This window comes from Inhella gelatinilytica (assembly GCF_016093295.1).
GTDB lineage: Bacteria > Pseudomonadota > Gammaproteobacteria > Burkholderiales > Burkholderiaceae_C > Inhella > Inhella gelatinilytica.
Genome location: NZ_JAEDAL010000001.1, coordinates 921,516 through 936,975, shown reverse-complemented (window position 1 = coordinate 936,975; position 15,460 = coordinate 921,516). Strand labels below are relative to the sequence as shown.

Here is a 15,460-nt window from a genome sequence, read left to right as displayed (position 1 = left end):
TTGAACCCTTAACAGGGCATGGGCGCGTGGCGCCGGCTGTAGAACCACCAGGTGATGGCCAAGCAGCTGACGTAGAACGCAATGAAACAGATGAGCGCGGCCTCGGCGCTGCCCGTGAGGGCAATCGAGGTGCCGTAGCTCTTCGGAATAAAAAAACCGCCGTAGGCACCCACAGCGGAGCTGAACCCCAGCACCGCCGCCGCCTCCTTGTTGGCGTCCCGCACCGCTTGGTCCTGGGCGGCCACGTGCGGGCCCGCGGCCCGCTGGTGCAGGGTCAGAAAGATCACGGGGATCATGCGGAAGGTGCTGCCATTGCCCACCCCGGAGGCGGCAAAAAGCAGCAAGAAGGCGCTCAAAAAACCGGCAAAGGAACCGGCGCGACCCGCGCCAGGCAGCGTCATCAGTACCGCCAGCACGCCCAAGGCCATGACCGCAAAGGTCCAGAAGGTGACCCGGGCACCACCCACGCGGTCACTCAGCCAGCCACCCAGCGGTCGACTCAGGGCCCCGACGAGCGGACCCAGCCACGCCACTTGCAGGGCATTCACGCCGGGGAACTGGCTCTGAATGAGCAGCGGAAAACCCGCCGAATAGCCAATGAAGCTGCCAAAGGTACCGATGTAGAGCCAGCACATCAGCCAGTTGTGCCGGCGCGTGAAGATCACCGCTTGTTCGCCAAAACTGGCGCGGGCGTCGGCCAAATCGTTCATGCCCAGCCACGCCGCCAGGCTGCTGGCCACAATGAAAGGCACCCACACAAACCCAGCGTTTTGCAACCACAACGGGCCTTTGTCCGTCGGGGCCGGTGCGCCCCCCACGGTGCCAAAAACGCCGGCAGCCACCACCAGGGGCACCACCACTTGAACCATGCTCACGCCCAGGTTGCCCAAGCCCGCGTTCAGGCCCAGGGCCGTCCCCTTTTCCGCCTTCGGGAAGAAGAAGCTGATGTTGCTCATGGAGCTGGCGAAGTTGCCGCCGCCCAGGCCGCAGAGCAGCGCCAGCAGCACCATCACTTCGTAGGGCGTGGCCGGGTCTTGCACGGCAAAGCCGATGCCCAGGGCCGGCAGCAACAGGCTGGCTGTGGACAGGGCCGTCCAGCGCCGCCCGCCGAAAACCGGTACCGCAAAGCTGTAGAAGATGCGCAGCGTGGCCCCGCACAGGGCGGGCAGGGCCGCCAACCAGAAGAGCTGGTTGGTTGAATACCGAAAGCCCGCGGCTGGCAGGTTGACCACCACCACGGACCACACCATCCACACCGCAAAAGAGAGGGCCAACGCCGGGATGGACAGCCACAGGTTGCGGCGCGCCACGGCCCGGCCCTGGCCGCGCCAGAAGGCGGCGTCCTCGGGGTTCCAGTGCTGAATCAAAGCGGTGGCGCTCACGGCAAGCAGGGGCAAGTTGACACCTTGCACTGTTGCCGCTCTTGGTCTCCCTCACCATCCTGCCGGCAGGCGAGCGGCCGGCATCGGTGGAAGGAGGGACGAACCCAGGCGTCTACTCCTTTGGTACTAGTGACGATATCTATCGATGCATTTGATTCAATCGATTGGATTTATTCGGCAGCAAGAACGACCCTATCGCCATTGCCACTCGGAGTCCCGTCATGACCCATCCCTTGACCCAAGGCCTCAGCCAGCTGCTGGCCGACACCCACACGCTGTACCTGAATACGCACAACTTTCACTGGAACGTCACGGGTCCGCTGTTTCCCTCGCTGCACGCGCTCTTCATGACGCAGTACACGGAGCTGTGGAACGCCACCGACCCCATCGCCGAGCGCATCCGGGCGTTGGGCGCCCGGGCCCCGGGGTCGTACCGCCAATTCCAGCAACTCACGGTCATTGCAGAAGCGCCAAGCGAGCCGCTCAAAGCGCTCGACATGGTGCGCCACCTGCTGGCGGGGCACCAGTTGCTGATCCAGTCGCTGGGTGAACTGCTCGCATTGGCCGAGCACACGCCGGACGCCGCCACCGCGGACTTGCTCACGCAGCGTTTGGATGCCCACCAGAAAACCGCCTGGATGCTGCGCGCCCTGTTGGAGGATTAATCCCAACGAAAGAAAAAGGGCTCCCGCAAGGGAGCCCAAAAAAGGGACCCGCCAGGGCCCCAGGCGCAAACAAGGTCAAGACCGCGGCAACAGGCGACCGCCTGTCTTCACCTTGATCAGGACTGTGCCCAACGCCGACCCGCGGCGCCATCCTGCCGTTGGGCAGCGGCCAACGCTCCTTGGCAGGAGGAGCCGGCCGCCGCGCCTAGTTCTTTTGGGTGGCGCCAGTCACTGCAGCAAGGACCACGCCCCGTAGCCGGCAATCAGCAGGCCCAGGATGAGATTCAGCGGACGGGACTTTTCGCCGGCATCCGGAATGAAGAGCGAGTCGATCCGCAGGGCCTCGGTCAAGGGCGTGCGCACAAAGACGGCCGCCACCAGGAGCAGGCCGTAAACGACGGCACCGATGTGAACCAGAGAAGTCATTCGAGATCCGGGAGAGTCCATGGAAAAACGGCCGAAGCCAGGCGGCGTTCGGCCGTTTGAGTGTGCGGCAATCAATCAGGCTTGCTTGAGGTCGATGCGGCGCATCTTGTCTTTCTCGGGTTCACTCAGTGCATCCCACCACGTACCACCGGCGTTGCCGTAATCGAACCGTTCAGCGCCCTTGCGGGTGTAGTACCACCAGTTCACCACCAGCGAGTAGGCGTAGAACACCGCCGCACCGACGAAGAAGGCCGTCACGGTGCCCGTCTTGTCCAGTGAGGTGCCAATCAGCGCGTTCCAGACGAAGGGCCCAAAGGCCGCCCAGGCGCCCGTCCAACCGAGCATTTGCGCGCCCTTGGCCGGCGAGTAGGCGAACACGATGGGGTACTGGCGGAAGGTGGCCGCGTTGTTGATGCCGCTCATCAGGAAGATCCACAGCATGCCCCAGAGGAAGCCGTCAAACTGCGCCACGCTCGTGGGTGTCAGGCTGCCGCTCATGACCAAATACACCACCCCCAGGATCTGGCCCAGCGTCGTCCACTGCATGCCCTTGGAGCCACCGATCTTGTCGAAGAAGCCCCCGGTGAGCATGCGCACCAAGCCCCCAATCAGCGGGCCCAGGTAGGCGTAGGCCAGCGGGTCCGGCGCGCCATCAAAGCCGCCGTACAGCGTCTTGATCAGCATGGGGAAGGCGGCCGAGAAGCCCGAGAACGAACCGAACGAGCAGATGTAGGTGATCGTGCAGTTCCAAGTGTGCGTGCGGGCCCGGTTGCGGCTCGAAAGGATCTCGAACTGACCCATGAACCCCCGCGTGGGCAACTGCAGGCTCTTGAGGAACAGGGCGGACAAGATGAAGGCCAGCACCAGGAAAGGTACCCAGATGAAGGCGGCGTTCTGCAACCACATGCCCTTCTTCACCACGTTCTTCAGGCTGACATCCGTAATCGCCCCGTCCGGATTGCGCTTCACTTCCAGCGCCACACCCTTGGTGGTGTTGACCTGGGTGATGACGCCGTTCGCATCCTTTTCCACATCCGCCTTGATGGCCTTCACGGTGTCGGTCTCTTTGAACACCACATCCTTGATTTGGCCGTCTTCGCCGCGCACGACTTCAACCGCTGCCGCGTACTCGGGTTTGACCCCCACATCGGTGACCTTGCCCTCGGCCTTGGTCACGGTCAGCGCCCCCTTGATGGCGTCGCCTTTGGTGAAGACTTGGGGGCCGCCCACGCTGGCCCCGAGTGCCGCAAAGCCAATGATCCACGGCGCCACAAACTGCACCACCGAGACCCCGAAGTTGCCGATGCCGGCCTGGATGCCCATGGCCGTGCCCTGCAGCCGCTTCGGGAAGAAGATGCTGGTGCTGGGCATGAAGGACGAGAAGTCGCCCCCGCCCATGCCGCACAGGAAGGCAATCATCAGGAAGGTCATGTAGGGCGTATTCAGGTCTTGAATCGCATAGCCCAGCCACACCATGGGGATGACTTTGATGATGGTGGAGATGCTGATCACCGGCCGCGTCCCGAGCACCGGGATGAAGTTCGAGTGGATCAAGCGCAGGATGCCCGAAGCCAGGCCCGGCATGGCCGCCAGCCAGAACAGCTCGGTGGTGGTGAATTTGAAGCCAATGGCCGGCATGCGCACGACCACCGCGCTCATCACGAACCAAGTCGCGAACGAGAAGATCAGCGAGAACGTGGTGATGGCGCAGGTGCGCCAGGCCAGCGCACTGCCCTGCTCTTGCCAGAAGGTGGGATCCTCCGGCTTCCAGTTTTGAATTTTTGCCATGATGGGCTGCCTTGTGGGCTAGAGAAAGGGGGCAGCGAGCCTCACGAACAATCGGGCCCGCTGCGAAAGGTTCAAGCGGTGACGGTCTTGTTCATCACCTCGGTGCCGCGCACCTCGGTCCAGTACATCCAGATCAGCGAAACCCAGACCACGCCGTACATCAGCATGAAGGCGCTGGATCGAATACCCGTGAAGTCCAGCAAGGCGCCAAACATGATGGGCAGGACGAAGCCGCCCAGGCCGCCAGCCAGACCGACGATGCCGGAGATGGTGCCGATGTTGTGCGGGTACTCGTCGCCGATGTACTTGAAGACGCTGGCCTTGCCGAAGGCCCAGGCCACGCCCAAGATGCCCATCAGCGCGGTGAAGGCATAGACGTTCAAACCAATGTGGAAGGTCTGCGGACCATTCACCGTGATGACGGTGAAGTCGGTTTGGGGGTAGCTGAGCAAGAACAAGCAGATCCAGCTCACCCACATCACCCACCAGGTGACCTTGTGCGCGCCGTACTTGTCCGACAGCACCCCGCCGATGGCGCGCAGCACGCCGCCGGGCAACGAGAAGCAGGCCGCCAACAGGGCGGCGACGCGGATGTCCAGACCGTACTCACCCACGTAGTACTGCACCATCCACAGGGCCAGGGCCACGTAGCCGCCGAACACGATGCTGTAGTACTGGCAGTACTTCAGCACCTTGGGGTCTTTCAGCGCCTTGAGCTGCTCCATGAAGCTGGCATTGCTCTGCACCGTGTGCGCCGGGTCGTGGTGACTGAAGAACCAGAACAGCAGCACCGTTCCGGCCATGATGGCCGCGTACACCTGCGGCACCATCGTCCAGCCAAAGGCCACCACCAGCACCGGAGCGATGAACTTGTTCACCGCGGCGCCCGAGTTGCCGGCGCCATACACCCCCATGGCCATGCCCTTGCGGTTGGCTGGGAACCAGCGGGCCACGTAGGGCGTGCCCACGGAGAACGAACCGCCCGCCAGGCCAACGAAGAGGCCGATGACCAGGAAATGCCAGTACTCGGTGGCGTAGGCCATCAACCAGATGGCCGGCACCGTGGCCGCCATCAAGAGCGCCATCACAATGCGGCCGCCGTACTTGTCCGTCCAGATGCCCAGCGGCACGCGCACCAACGAACCGGTCAGCACCGGCGTGGCGGTGAGCAGGCCAAATTCGGTGGCATTCAGACCCAGCTGCTTCTTGATGGGGATGCCGATGACGCCGAACATCATCCAGACCATGAAGCACACGGTAAAGGCCAGCGTGCTGACGATCAGCACCGACCACGCTTTTCGACTGTTGGGGATCGCGCCGGAAACCATGACAGGCTCCTCTTCTTTTGGGATACCCGTCACTGTGCGCCGCCAGCCCCTTCGCAACCATTCAACCGTGGGGGGAGGCCCGCCGCCGCGGAAGGAGGACGGCAGGGCGGTCCCGGGGTACTACTTTGGGACTAGGGGGCAGTCCCCGTTCGATGGGGCGGCTGGCACGCGCAGACACCAGAACTCCCCATGCGTCAGCCGCAGCAGCGGCGACGACCCTACGCGCCCCGCCACATCGACATGCAGCAGCCGAAACTCCAGTCCCTTGAGACCTGTGCGCAAGCTGCCCTCGGCCGGCAGCCAGTAGCGCCCAAACTCACGGGACACCACCGCAAAGGCGCCAGGTACATCAGCCTCCAGGCGCCAGCGCAGCACGCCGGCCTGCAAGCTCCACTGCGCTTGCAGGGCAACCTTTCCTTCCAGGGCCAAGCGCTGGCGCACCTGTGCGGGATCCAGCACCCGCATGTGACCGGCCTCGTAGGCACGAACAGCTGCAGCCCCCGGGGCAGGAAGGTCGTGACCCAACATCAGTGCTGTTGGACAGGTGACACCCGCTTGCGCTTTGATGCGGCAGAGTTGGTCCGCATACAAGTAAGTATTGAGCAGGACTTCCGAGGGAATGTAGGTTTCGCCGTCTTCATGGGCCCACAGGTAGCGCCCCTGCACGTCGTACTCCTGCGCAAGCGCCCCTCGCGCCTGCGCCTGACGGGCCTCGTGCACAGCCGTCGGTACGCCCCATGCGAGCCCAAAGAGCACTCCCAGCGCCCAGCGTGCACGCTCTGGCAACGCAGCACAGGCCTGCCCGACGAGGCTCAGCACCCCTACGTTGAGCAGAAAGACGGGCAAGAACAGGTAACGGTCCGGCGCCGTGACCCCGGGATAAATCGACAAAGGCAAGAGCGGTGCCACCGCAATCAGGCCCAACACCATTGCGGGTACCGCACGGCGGAGGCGGCACCCAAGCACCCAGAGGCTGGCGAGGAATGTCAACCCCAGGGGCACACCCCACCACTCGCCCCACATCAAAGCGGGCAGGCGCTGCAACGTGTGGCCGAACGCCACCAAGGCAGACTCCACCAACCAAGTCTCGGACGCGGCATAGCCCCCTGAAACCACCCCCAGCATCAACCTGCGCCAACCCAAATAGAGACCCAGGATCACCCAAAACGGCAGAACCCGAAGCCCCCGTCGGTCAGTACGCATGGGCCACACCAGGAGCAACAGCGGCAGCGGCGCATAGACCTCTTTGGCAGTGAGGGCCACGACGTAAGCCACCCACGAGACGACCTGCCAGGACCAGATCACGGCCGAACGCGCGCCCAGCGACCGGGCCTCGTCGGCGCGCACAAACGCCCACAAAGCAAGCAGGGCCGCCAGCAGCCCCTCCAGGTAATGGCGCGTCATCAACGCCTCCACCACCGAAGCCGTAGGCGGCGCGATCACGAACAGGCCCAACCCCATCGCCACCCAAGGCAGCGGCACCCAACGCTGCAGCAGCCGCACGGCCACACTCAGCAGTGCCGCCATCGCCAGCAACTGGTGCGCGTAGAAGGCCGAAGGGTTCAGGCCAAACAGCGCCAGATCCAGCTTCAACGAGAAAATGAGCCAGGGCGTCAGATTGCTACCGGAAATCTGGTGCCAACTCGCCGGGTCGAGGAACGGTGCGGCCCACGAGGTCTGCATTGCATAGTGCAACAAGGCTGGGTCGTCCGCCCGCCAGTACGCCACCCACAAGCCGTGGTACTTGAGCACCAGCACGGCCATCAGCAGCAGCCAGGTCACCCAGGCTCCCGCTGAACCCGCCCGGCCGTTCGGCTTCAGCGAGGTGTCGCGAATGTCCATCGCCGGTTGAGAACGAAATTCAAACAAGGCGGCACCCAAATCAGTGCGATCTGCGCCTGCAGGTAATGCAACTGCACGCCATGCACCAGAACAAACAACAGGCCGCTGTTAACAGCCAATGCAAACAAAGCAACGGCTGTAAACCGCAAGAAGCCTTTTGCAACCGGGCCACCTGTCCTGAAAGTCCAGCACCGGTTCAGGGCGTACGAGATCACGAGCGCCGCGACAAACCCCAGCACACCCGCCGCCACCGGATCCCAGTCACCGATCTCAACGGCCGCGACCATCAACAAGAAATGCGCGGCAGTTCCGATCAACCCCACCACCCCATACCGGGCGACCTGCTTCAACATCAGAGCAGCCGCTGGGTGGTCTCGGCGACCAAATAGCGGGGCCGCTGTTTGACCTCGTCGTAAATGCGCGCGATGTAAGTGCCGATGATGCCCAGCCCCGCCATCAAGGCGCCACCCACGATCAACTGCAGCAAGATCACCGTGGTGAAACCATCTACCGCATGCCCGGAGAACTTCCGAGCCAGGGTTTGGAGCCCTAGGCCCAGGGCGAAGACCAGAAAGCCCAAGCCAAAGATCGAAATCAGCTGCAGCGGTGCCGAAGAAAACGCAGTGAGCGCCCGGATGCCCAGCCGGCAGAGTGCCCAGCCTGACCAGGTACTAGCCCCCGCAACGCGCGACGCCACATCAAAAGGAACCTGGACCCGGCGAAAGCCCAACCAAGCGTGCATCCCCCGAAAGAACAGGTTGCGCTCACCCAGTTGCATCCAGGCATTGCGCACCCGGCGGTCCATGAGCTTAAAGTCCGAGGCCCCCTCCAGGGGCTGGCCCGTCAACCGGGTGAAGGCGGCGTAAAAAAGGCGCGCCGTCCAACGCTTGAACGGCCCTTCGTCGCCCCGGTCCCGCTTGACCGCTTCCACCACCTCGGCGCCAGCGCGCCAATGGGCGACCAGCGTGGCCAACAGCTCGGGGGGATGCTGGAGATCACCATCCAGCACCGCGACCGCATCGCCGTCCGCCCGCTCCAAACCGGCCGCCAGCGCCGCCTCCTTGCCAAAGTTTCGGCTCAAGCGAATCCCTTGAACTCCCGGGGCACGCACCGCGATTTGCTGCAGCACTTCCCAGGTCGAATCAGTGGATCCATCGTCCACCAAGATCCACTCCGTCTGCAGCCCCAGCTCCTCGACACTGGCGGCAAGGCGAGCAAACGTCGTCTCTAGGTGAGCCGCTTCGTTGAACAAAGGAACAACGATCGACAGTCGCTGACCAGCCTCAGACTTAGCCTGCTGCACAGTTCAGACCCCAGTCGACCCAAGCCGCAAGGTCCCGATCGGGGCCGGACCATCACACCGGCAGGCCAGTCCGGTCAGCGTCGGGGGGGGGAGGATTTCCCTGATTCGAAAGCTCTCTTTGATGCGCATGGAACCCATCATGCCGCATTCCTTCCGCTCACCCCCCCACCAACGCCCCGAACAAGGTCTGCCCACCCCAGGTCATCGTGGCCTCCAGGCCATTGGCCACACCCATGAGCTCGATCTGCTGCGTGGTCGCCGCGTCCAGCGCCATGGCCTCAATCGCCGCTGCCCATCCGGTCTGGCTGCTTTGGCCCCCGTTGGCGTCCATGATGGCGTAGAGCTGCGCTGCAGTCTTGGTGGTGCCCGGGGTGTTGGCCAATAGCGTGGCCACCAGCTCTTGTGCGGTCTTCTCAGGCCGGAAGATCAGCGCCACCTTGCACAGGTCGTTCAGGCTGTAGCCGTATTCGTTCAGGTAGAAGCTCAAGCCGGCTGAGAAGAGCTCGGGCACCTGGATGATGGCCGGGTTCCACAGCACAAAGGCCACGCGCGCCACGTCTTCAGCGCGCTGCCCAAAGCCCACCACCCGGTCTTGGAAGACCAGGAGTTCGATGCTGTTCAGGCTGTCCGTGCCGTCCGCCCCGTTGTTCTTGTGGCTGACGGTGACTTCCATGGTGCCGGCTTTGCGGGTGACTTGGTAGTCACTGAACTTGCCGCTGTATTCAGCGCGGTCGATGCCGGTGCCGCCATTGATGGTGTCGTTGCCCCCGGCGCCACGGAAGACTTCTCCGGGCAGCTTGTCGGTGCCATCCAGGCCAGTGAAGGTGTCGGCGCTGCTGCTGCCGCGGATGGCTTCGATGCCGCTGAGGCTCAAGGTGGCACTGCCCAGGGTGCCGATGCCGGTCTTGAGGTTGAAGTTGGCGGCCGTGCTGCCGCCAACGTAGGCAATGTCAAAACCGCTGCCGCCGTCCAGGGTGTCGTTGCCCGCGCCGAGGGTGAGGCGGTCGTCGCCGGCCAGGCCTTGCAGCAGGTCGTCGCCCGTCGTGCCGGTCAAGGTGTCGGCGCCTGCACCGCCCATGATGGTGTCCACCACGGGGGTGATGGTCAGGCTCTGGGTGTAGGTGTTGCTCGCGCCGCTGGGATCACTCACCGTGAACGTGAAGCTGTCGCTGCCAAAGTAGTTGGCCGCGGGGGTGTAGGTGTAGGTGCCGTTGGCGTTCACCACCACGGTGCCGTGGCTGGGGTTGGTGGCTTTGGCGTAGGTGAGGGTGTCGCCATTGGGGTCGACCGCGGTCGGCAAGTTGCCCGCCAGGCTTTGGTCTTCGGTCCCCGTGGCCGATCCCCCCGCGCCAACGGGCGGGACATTGGGGCCCGCCAACACGGTCACCGTGATGCTGTAGGTGTTGCTGCCCCCCAGCCCGTCACTGATCCCGTAGCTGAAGACGTCGGTGCCCACAAAACCCAGGGTCGGGGTGTAGGTGAGCCGGCCGCTGCTGCTCACGCTGGCCACCCCATGCGAGGGGTCTTCGCCCAGGCTGTAGACCACCGCGTCGCCATCCGCATCGGTGGCCACCGGCAGCGTGGCGGTCAGCGTGGTTGCAGCCTCCACCGACATCTGCACGGCCTGCGCCACTGGGGCGGCGTCATTGATCGGCAGCACTTGGACAAAGGCCAGGTATTGGTTGGCACCCGTGGCGGCCACCACCTCAAAGGCCACCCAATCCCAACCCCAATAGTTGCTCGTGGGGGTGTACTGCAAGGCCCCCGTCGAACTCACCGTGGCCGTGCCATGCGCAGGGTTGCCCACCAGGCGATAGGTGACGGTGCTGCGCTCCACGCCCGCCGGGTCGGGCAGTTGGCCCTGCAGGGCGGCATCTTCATCCACGCTGAACCGTCCGTCAGAGCCGAGCCCCGTTGCGGCCAGCGTCAAGGTCAGGTCACTGAACTGAAGTCGTTCGATCGAAATGAGGGTGTCAAAGCCCGAGTTGCCGTCCCGGCTCTTGACGTAGAGCTTGCTGAAGGCATTCGACAACTCGTAGTCGCTGCGCTTCCCTTCAAAAACGGCGGTGTCCGTTCCCGCCCCGCCATCGATCCAATCGTTTCCCGGTCCGCCTTGGATGCGGTTGTCCGAAGCGTTCCCCAGCAGCACATCGTCAAACGAAGAACCGATGGCGTTTTCAATGACCGTGGTCGCCACCAGCCCTAAGTTGTCCACCCCCACAAAGCCCTGGCTGGACATACCAATGCTGGAGAGGGCGCCGCTGGCAAGGTTCAGGCTCACGCCCGTGACATAGGCCGAGGCATCCAGCGTGTCGGTGCCCCCATCGTCCACGAGGGCGGTCTGGGCATTGGCTTGGCTGCTGCCCAGGGTGTAGACCGTGTCGCCGGAGCCCACCGTCCGCGTCCCGTAGAGGTAGCGCAGCGCCAGCACATCCAGGGGGCCCCAATCCGCGCGGAAGAGCCCATCCGGGGACAGCGAGCTCGACATCACCGTGAGGGCCGTGCGGTCGTCTTGTAATCTCAACTGCGTTGCCCAGGCGTCACCACCTTCGGTATTGCGCGGATGCCGCAGCCCCAGCGCATGCCCCACTTCATGCAGCAGGGCCTGATAGCCCTCAGTCCCAGGGGCCAGCGCCAGCATGGACTCGAGGTCCATCCAAACATCCCCCGCGGCCTCGCCAGCGCCGGCCTGGAACGGGAGGTAGGCCAGGCCCTTGGTGGCGGCCTGCTGGCTCACACCAAACCGCATTTGGCCTGTCGAGCCGCCCGTCTCGCTCACCTCGACAAAGGTGATCTGTGTGAGGGCTGCGGTCTGGGCCAAAAGATCTCTCACCACCTGTCGTTCCGCTGGGGAAAACGGTCTGAACCCCGTGGCCCCCGGCCCGCTGGCCGGCGCTACTTCCACAAAGCTGTAGCTCACGTTGACCGCCGTGCCCACGGGACCACTCGCGTTCCAGCGATTGGCGTCGGCCGCCAACAGGCCTTGTCGGGCCAGCGTGTCAGGTGTGATCAGATCTGCAAGCCAATAGGTGTACTCCCGGTTGCTCTGGCTATCCCACCAAGTGATTTTTTCGACGTTCGTCAGGGTGTACGAAAACCCAATACCGAACTTGGGGCGAACTGTGGCCACAGTGCCGTCCGACGACACCTGGATGTCCAACTCATCAAACGTCGGAGAGCGCCAAGGCTGTCCCGGCGCGGGCTCAAACCAAGACAAGGCAACGGTATCCACCCCATCCCCGCCATTGACCGTGTCAGCGCCACCATTGCACCAGAAGAAGTTGTTCAGCGCATTGCCAATAAATGTGTCCGCAAAGCCTGTGCCATGGATGTCAACGAAATTACCAATTAACGTATCTACCGTTCCCCATCCGTCCTGGGCGATGCCACTCGCCAAATCCACCACGACTCCGGTTGGAGAGTCCCAATAGGCAACACCGACAGTGCGCCAACTTTCGGTGGTCGGCAGCTGCTCAATGCGGTCGTTTCCCTGCCCGCCCATCGCCACGCCCTGGTAGAGCTTGATGATGTCGTTCCCTTTTTGGCCCCAAATGGTGTTCCACGCCACGGCGTCGCGGTCAGCAGTGGACTGTTCATATAGGTCGTCGCCATCTGTTAGCTTGATGTCGGCCATGGTGTCCCTTCAAACTTTGAGCAAGGGCAAGATCTTTTGACTAAAGGCCCCCAGCAGCGGGAACGCTTCGCTGAACAGAGATTGGGGAAGGCCCATCCACTGCATTAGGGTGGCCGCGACCTGGTCGGTGGCTATTCCAGGCACCAGGCGCCCGTTCTGCCCCCGATCGCCGTCATCCACCCCCCCGAGCACCAACTGGGGGAAGGTGCCCACCACCTGACGCCCCTGCACCGGGCCCCCCATCGTCCACCAGTGGCTGCCCCAGCCATGTTCGCTCCCCCCCCCTGAACCCGGGCGCAGGGTGCGGCCGAACTCACTCATCACCAGCGTGACGACGTTCGAATCCAGCCCGGCCGCGCGGTTGCTGTCATCAAAGGCCTTCATGGCCCGGGCCAAAGCGGCCAACTGGGTGTCTTGGGTATTCGACCCCGAGCCGCGTTGCCCCGTGTGCGTGTCAAACCCGCCCCACTGCACCATGAACACTTGGCGCCTCAGGCCTTGCGACCGAAACACCGGCATCAACTTGGCCAGCAGGCGCAGGTAGCCGCCGATGCTGTAGTTGTCACCGCCATCGCCGAAGTCCGCCGCAGGCTCGGCCGCGCCCTGAATGGCGCTCGTGAACCGCTTGGCATCCTCAACACCCTGCCCAAACGTGCGGGCGTACTCCGCCTCATAGGGGTTGGAGAACTGCCATTGCGCCATGCGGCTGAGTTCCTGCACCGATTCGTCCGCGGGGCGAGCCATGTCCGCCCAGTGCCAGTAGCGCGAACCATCCGGCTCCAAATAGGACACCGAAGAGCGCTTGCCCTGCACCAGTTGTCGGTTTCGATTCAGCGTGACGGCCGCAATGTTGTTCCGCAGGGAAGAAGGCAAAAGCTCCAGCCCCCGTCCCGCCCAGCCGCTGCTGTCGTCGGACCAGGTCCACCCTTGGGTGATGGAAACCTGTTCGCTGTGCGACAGCAGGAAGGGCGGTACTTCGACCGCCAAGTCCAAAACCTTTTGAGCCGTGGAGGGCTCCACCAAAGGGCCAACATTGGCGATGAAGTTCAACCGTTCTGACTCAAACAAGCCGGCCAACGGCGCAAGCGCGGGATGCACCGCCAACGAGCGCCCTCCGTGCATGCCGACCAAACCCGCCAGGCTATCTTTGGCAAAAGCCAAGTGCTGGCGGGACTGCGCATAGTCGGTGTAGCCCCCATCTGTCGGCACCAGGACGTTGTTGCCGTCGTTGCCCCCATCCAGAAAGATCACCACCAAGGCCCGGTAATCCCCGGCTGCCTGGGCGGGCTGCAAAAGGGGGACCGAAGACCCCAGCAAACCACTGGACCAAGCCCCCAATCCGGCCAAACCCAGCCCCCCTAGAAATTCACGACGGCGGTTCATTTCTGCACTCCGTAATAGGGGGTGGTTAAGGCAAAGCTGGTCAACACCATGGCGCCACTGGCCGGGAAGTTGACGTTCCAGGTGGGGTTGCCCTTCATGCGCTGCGCCAAGTTCGCGCGCAAGGTGGGGGGCATGGCGCCCCGGAAGAACCGGTTGCTCAGAAGGTCGGCAAAGGCCTGGGGCGAAGTCTGGAACGACTGCGTAAACAACTGAATTTCACACCCTGCATCCGACAGGTTTTTCTCCGTCGGGCCCGATCCGTTCGGTCCGGCCAACCACCAATCCAGACGCCCGAGCCGTTCCCGCATCTCAGCCGGCACGGCGAGGCGCTGCTCCGGTGCCAGCAAATTGCTTCCCGGCGCTCGATCGGTGGGGAGGTAATAACTGAACACGTTGGGCGCTTCAGCAAACGCCTGTGGCGTCCAGAGGTATTGGCCGTTCGAGAGAATGTTTTTGGTGCAGCCCAACCCGCGCCACGCCCCCACGAACCAAAGCATGGGCTCACGGAACTTCCCCGCACGGGACACCAGTGTGGGGTCATCGGCCCGACGCGCCTCGGGGTCAAGCAGCACGGCCTTGACCGTGGCTTTCATATCGCCCGCAACGCCCTTGCCGTTGTCTTGAAAGACGGTGGCCACCCGCCGCACATAGTCGGGTGACGGGTCGCTCATGACCAAGTGCTGAATCAAGCGCAGTGCCACAAAGGGAGCGGTGTTGGAGTGGCCCATCAACAAGGCGATGGCGTCATCCAAATCCTTGTCGTGAGACTGCCCCGCGGGAAAGGTCCGCCCCAACACCTTTTTTTGACCAGAGTCTCGATCCAGCGGCCAAGTGGAAGGCACCATGGGCTTGGCCCAATTGCCCCAGTTGTATTCCTTTTGCACACCTGTGTAATCCTGGTTGTGAATCCACCCGGTCAGCACCCGCGCCATCTCTTCCACATCCGTCTGGGTGTAGGTTTCCAGAATGCGGCCCCGGTGGTCACGTTTGGGGGTGCCGTCCAAGTTCAGCTGCTGAACCCCAAGACTAAAGAGCTGCATCAGCTCACGGGCGTAGTTCTCGTTCGGGGCACACCAGGGACATTCAGTGCTTTTGGGGCGGTTCTGGTTGTTATCCAAAAAGTACGCCATGCCCGGGTCCACCGACACCGCCCGCAGAAGCGGCCCGTATTGGCCGAGCGCATGGGTCTGTAGCAGGTTGAACCAGAACGGACGGGACTGCACGTCCGACTTGCGACCGATCACCACCCATTGGCTGATGGCCCAACTGACCCGCAACCGAAGCTGATCGGGCGCCCCGATGTACAGGCGCTGCACCTCACGAGCCGGATAGCTGAACTCCCAATCGGTCAATGGCGTGACCATGAAGTTCCGATAAATCTGGATGGGAGCCGGGTCCATCAGTGTCGGGGCCAGCGCAAATTGCTCGTCAATCCACTGCTCGAAGCCTTTGGTGCGGAGTTCTTCCACCAGAGCCGGCGTCGGTCCAAAACTCGCCTGTTCGGCGAACCGGCTAGCAGCGTAGAAGCTGACCTTGTAGGTCTTAGCGGCGCCCACCTGCCCCGCGGAGGGAGCGGCGGGAGGAACAGGCGACGTCGCTTCGGGCGTTTCGGTCCCGCAGCCGGCAAGCATGCCGACCATGACCAGCCCAGTCAGGAGCCGGGCAACACCCTTACCCACCACTTGAATATTGCACTGCTTCATCAAAGC

At 63.4% G+C, this 15,460-nt stretch carries 11 protein-coding genes; 1 reads left to right on the top strand and 10 read right to left on the bottom strand.

The window, feature by feature from the left end; genetic code table 11:
- Positions 1-8: 8 nt before the first annotated feature.
- Positions 9-1,382, bottom strand: coding sequence for a NarK family nitrate/nitrite MFS transporter (locus I7X43_RS04315; RefSeq protein WP_310737514.1), 1,374 nt, complete (start codon positions 1,380-1,382; stop codon positions 9-11).
- Positions 1,383-1,603: 221 nt separating this feature from the next.
- Between I7X43_RS04315 and I7X43_RS04310 the strand changes: the two genes are divergently transcribed.
- Positions 1,604-2,047, top strand: a complete 444-nt coding sequence (locus I7X43_RS04310) for a Dps family protein (protein ID WP_198099647.1) — start codon at positions 1,604-1,606, stop codon at positions 2,045-2,047.
- A gap of 228 nt (positions 2,048-2,275) precedes the next feature.
- Here the strand turns inward: I7X43_RS04310 and I7X43_RS04305 are convergent, their stop codons facing one another.
- From I7X43_RS04305 to I7X43_RS04265, 9 genes are all read right to left on the bottom strand, one after another.
- On the bottom strand, positions 2,276-2,473 hold the full coding sequence (locus tag I7X43_RS04305; protein ID WP_198099646.1) for a hypothetical protein: 198 nt from the start codon (positions 2,471-2,473) through the stop codon (positions 2,276-2,278).
- Positions 2,474-2,548: 75 nt separating this feature from the next.
- The gene (locus I7X43_RS04300) at positions 2,549-4,261 is read right to left on the bottom strand and encodes an MFS transporter (RefSeq protein WP_198099645.1); all 1,713 of its coding nucleotides are present in this window, start codon (positions 4,259-4,261) and stop codon (positions 2,549-2,551) included.
- Between the two features lie 71 nt (positions 4,262-4,332).
- On the bottom strand, positions 4,333-5,589 hold the full coding sequence (locus I7X43_RS04295; RefSeq protein ID WP_198099644.1) for an MFS transporter: 1,257 nt from the start codon (positions 5,587-5,589) through the stop codon (positions 4,333-4,335).
- 120 nt (positions 5,590-5,709) lie between these two features.
- Positions 5,710-7,431, bottom strand: a complete 1,722-nt coding sequence (locus tag I7X43_RS04290; protein ID WP_198099643.1) for a hypothetical protein — start codon at positions 7,429-7,431, stop codon at positions 5,710-5,712.
- Positions 7,407-7,784 (bottom strand): GtrA family protein, encoded by a 378-nt coding sequence (locus tag I7X43_RS04285; RefSeq protein WP_198099642.1) that lies wholly within the window; start codon positions 7,782-7,784, stop codon positions 7,407-7,409. The genes I7X43_RS04290 and I7X43_RS04285 overlap by 25 nt, the downstream gene beginning before the upstream one ends.
- Positions 7,784-8,734, bottom strand: coding sequence for a glycosyltransferase family 2 protein (locus I7X43_RS04280; protein ID WP_310737513.1), 951 nt, complete (start codon positions 8,732-8,734; stop codon positions 7,784-7,786). Before I7X43_RS04280 ends, I7X43_RS04285 begins: the two co-directional genes overlap by 1 nt.
- Before the next feature lie 157 nt (positions 8,735-8,891).
- Positions 8,892-12,368 (bottom strand): Ig-like domain-containing protein, encoded by a 3,477-nt coding sequence (locus I7X43_RS04275; RefSeq protein WP_198099641.1) that lies wholly within the window; start codon positions 12,366-12,368, stop codon positions 8,892-8,894.
- Between the two features lie 9 nt (positions 12,369-12,377).
- The gene (locus tag I7X43_RS04270) at positions 12,378-13,751 is read right to left on the bottom strand and encodes a DUF1501 domain-containing protein (RefSeq protein WP_198099640.1); all 1,374 of its coding nucleotides are present in this window, start codon (positions 13,749-13,751) and stop codon (positions 12,378-12,380) included.
- On the bottom strand, positions 13,748-15,454 hold the full coding sequence (locus I7X43_RS04265; protein ID WP_198099639.1) for a DUF1800 domain-containing protein: 1,707 nt from the start codon (positions 15,452-15,454) through the stop codon (positions 13,748-13,750). Before I7X43_RS04265 ends, I7X43_RS04270 begins: the two co-directional genes overlap by 4 nt.
- Positions 15,455-15,460 lie beyond the last annotated feature (6 nt).

Coding starts and splice junctions, on each gene's coding strand:
- I7X43_RS04305 (WP_198099646.1), bottom strand. CDS start 2,473: ATGACTTCTCTGGTTCACATCGGTGCCGTCGTTTACGGCCTGCTCCTG.
- I7X43_RS04300 (WP_198099645.1), bottom strand. CDS start 4,261: ATGGCAAAAATTCAAAACTGGAAGCCGGAGGATCCCACCTTCTGGCAA.
- I7X43_RS04285 (WP_198099642.1), bottom strand. CDS start 7,784: ATGTTGAAGCAGGTCGCCCGGTATGGGGTGGTGGGGTTGATCGGAACT.
- I7X43_RS04295 (WP_198099644.1), bottom strand. CDS start 5,589: ATGGTTTCCGGCGCGATCCCCAACAGTCGAAAAGCGTGGTCGGTGCTG.
- I7X43_RS04265 (WP_198099639.1), bottom strand. CDS start 15,454: ATGAAGCAGTGCAATATTCAAGTGGTGGGTAAGGGTGTTGCCCGGCTC.
- I7X43_RS04310 (WP_198099647.1), top strand. CDS start 1,604: ATGACCCATCCCTTGACCCAAGGCCTCAGCCAGCTGCTGGCCGACACC.
- I7X43_RS04270 (WP_198099640.1), bottom strand. CDS start 13,751: ATGAACCGCCGTCGTGAATTTCTAGGGGGGCTGGGTTTGGCCGGATTG.
- I7X43_RS04290 (WP_198099643.1), bottom strand. CDS start 7,431: ATGGACATTCGCGACACCTCGCTGAAGCCGAACGGCCGGGCGGGTTCA.
- I7X43_RS04275 (WP_198099641.1), bottom strand. CDS start 12,368: ATGGCCGACATCAAGCTAACAGATGGCGACGACCTATATGAACAGTCC.